This window comes from Microcystis sp. LE19-84.1B (genome assembly GCF_027531875.1).
Classification (GTDB): domain Bacteria; phylum Cyanobacteriota; class Cyanobacteriia; order Cyanobacteriales; family Microcystaceae; genus Microcystis; species Microcystis panniformis.
In genome coordinates, this window is record NZ_JAPZSR010000449.1 from 1 (window position 1) to 3,028 (window position 3,028).

Sequence of the window (3,028 nt, forward strand, 5' to 3'; positions counted from 1 at the left end):
TCCAGATACAGTCAACGGTACAGCCATTTTCAAGTAAAAAATGTACCCAGTAGCCTCTTTTCAATTTTTTCTTAGAAGCGACCTGCAGTAAGGGTTTTGTTAATTTTTTAGTATTTATGTATGGGGGAAGTCCAGTTATAATGATGGGTTAACTAATTTTCCCCAAAAAATTAGTTAATCAGTACATTCGTCCTGAATGAAGACTTGAAGTTTAACTTTTAACTCAAAACTCTTTAGAGCTGCTTTAATTTGGTTATCAAAACCTCTTTATTTAAGCGGCACAAACTATCTCAATTTTTATAATTGAGAATAAATTCTCCTTGACTTGATTAATGTTTGGCAACTTTTAATAAGTTGCTATACCTATCCCTAACTCATAGTTATAAATAGCCGCCAACAGGTTAACTCTTAAACTATATCTTCGACGACGATTCCGATATTTACAGGATAAAATTTTCAAGATTTTGAGTTTCCTATTTATAGTTTCAATGATAATCCTTTCTTTGGCTAAAGCCTTGTTATAACCCTTCTCTAACTCTGTTAATTTTCTATTTTTCGGTTTCTTTTTCGGTGTATAACTATTACTATGGTATGCAGCTATTCCCTGATAACCACTGTCTTCTCTGCTAGTAGTTAAAGGATGAAAACGAATTCGACTTTTTTTAAATAAACTAAAATCATGACCTCTACCTTTCCCACAAAAGACACAGATAATTTCCCTGGTATTTTTATCAGCTACTAATTGGGATTTTCAAGTATGATAACCTCTTTTACCCCCCAAAAAATCTTTCTGTTTCTTTTGGGGGTGTTCAATGGGAGTTTCCGTTACATCCATTACCGTTACGACCGGTATCTCTGCTTGATTTAGTAGAGATTTTTTTCCTTTTAAACGGAAGTTTCCCGATTGTCAAAGCAGTTTTTCCGTCTTATTTACAATCAGACCTATAGTTTATTCTGATAGTTTACCGCTTGTACCAATGTGAAAATATGTTCTATATTCTCGCCAATATTCTAACGTTACTAAAACTTGTTCTTCTATAGATAGTTTAGGTTTCGGTCTCCTTTTAGATGGCTTCGGCGTGAGCGCATCCGAACGCTGAATTAGAGTCGGCTTCAACACTTTTTACTGATTCTACCATCTTTCTGTATGTTTGTTTATACACACCGAAACGGCGTTTGAATTGTTCATCTGATAAGTTTTGATAATCCATATTTTTGCTAATAAACATAGCAAAAGTATAGATGATTTCCTGACCTAAGATCACATTTTATTCTTTTTTCCACTTCCATCTAAAAATTGAGAAAAAAGCCAAACCCTCTATTATACAATAAAAAAATTAGGCAAGGGGTCTAGTGAAGTCGCTGGTTTCGCTCTAATCTTTACGGGGCAAGTCTTTCAACCGATTTTACTCCTTCACTCCCGAAAAATTGAGCGAACGATGAGTCCTGACTCGGAGAATACTGACTCGGAGAATACTGACAGCTTTCTTTTGCCTTTGGCCTTTTTACCTAAAATGTCGGATGAATGCCCCCGCTAAATTTTTCGACAAGACATCAACCTTTGCGGGGGATGAAATCCGACCAGGATATTAACTGCGAAGCACGATTTTAATACTACCATCTATGGGTAAACTGTGTTATATTTAAACTATCCAATGGTCGAGGATTAATCAATGCTAGTCGTAGAAGCCAAGTTAAAAAACGGGACACCAGAACAATACCAAAGACTAGATGAAGCAATTAGGACATCTCAGTTTGTGCGTAACTCTTGTGTTCGTTATTGGATGGACAATCAAGGGACAACCCGCAATGATCTCCAAAAACTTTGCGCGGTACTAGCTAACAATAAAGAGACCCCTTGGGTTAATAAATTAAACTCTCAAGCTCGTCAATCGGCTGCTGATAGAGCCTGGCAATCAATTAATAGGTTTTACCAGAATTGTCATGCCAAGATACCAGGGGAAAAGGGTTTTCCTCGATTTAAAAAACATAGCCGTTCTGTTGAATACAAACTAACGGGCTACAAACTATCTGATGATAGACGTAAAATCAAGTTCACCGATGGCTTTAAAGCAGGAGAATTTGATTTATGGTGTAGTCAAAAAACCTTAGTTTATTATTCAGAGCAACAGATTAAACGGGTAAGAGTTGTTAGACGTGCTGACGGTTATTATTGTCAGTTTTTGATTGACGTAGAACGGCAAGAATACCATAAACCAACGGGACAAATAACAGGAATTGACTTAGGGTTAAAGGAATTTTATACCGATGCCCAAGGTAATACTGTAGAGAATCCACGTTATTTAAGCAAGTCAGAAAAACGACTAAAAAAAGCACAACGACGATTATCAAAACGATTTCGTCAAGGAAAGAAACAGTCCAAAAACTATCACAAGCAACGGATAAAAGTAGCTAGGCTTCATCTTAAAGTATCAAGACAACGTAAAAACAAAGCAATTAAAGACGCTTTGGCGTTAGTCCAGTCTAATGATCTGGTAGTTTATGAAGCTTTAAAGGTAAGAAACTTAGTCAAAAACCGTAAGCTTGCCAAGTCGATTTCCGATGCTTCTTGGTATCAATTCACTGAATGGTTGAATTATTTTGCCAAGATTTATCGGATTGTTTGTGTTGCTGTACCACCACATTTCACTTCTCAAGATTGTTCAGTTTGTGGGACGAGAGTTCAAAAAACCTTAAGCACTAGAACTCATCAATGTCCTAATTGTCAAACAGTCTTAGATAGGGATCATAATGCAGCCATAAATATTCTTAAAAAAGGGTTACAATATTTGGGCAATCATCTCAACGGTACTGTTGGGCAAACAGAAACCCCCCCTGCCCCTAGGGCTGTTTCATTTAAATTAATTACAGCTGATTTTGAGTCAATAAATTTGACCGAAGATTCTCAAGTTTATCTTTTTCTAATCAAAAGAGTTAGTCACAATAACTAATCTTTAATCCTCTGCCAAATTTATTATGAATAAATTGATAAAGCTTGTTCCCAAGCCACTAAAAGCCTATCTCTCTT

At 36.1% G+C, this 3,028-nt stretch carries 1 protein-coding gene and 1 pseudogene; one reads left to right on the plus strand and one right to left on the minus strand.

What is annotated here, in order from left to right; translation table 11 throughout:
* Positions 1–346: 346 nt before the first annotated feature.
* Positions 347–1,229, minus strand: a pseudogene (locus tag O9324_RS25230) (IS5 family transposase).
* A gap of 444 nt (positions 1,230–1,673) precedes the next feature.
* On the opposite strand from O9324_RS25230, the gene O9324_RS25235 reads away from it, so the two are divergent.
* Entirely contained in the window at positions 1,674–2,951 is a 1,278-nt protein-coding gene (locus tag O9324_RS25235) for an RNA-guided endonuclease InsQ/TnpB family protein (protein WP_353851747.1), read from the plus strand.
* Positions 2,952–3,028 lie beyond the last annotated feature (77 nt).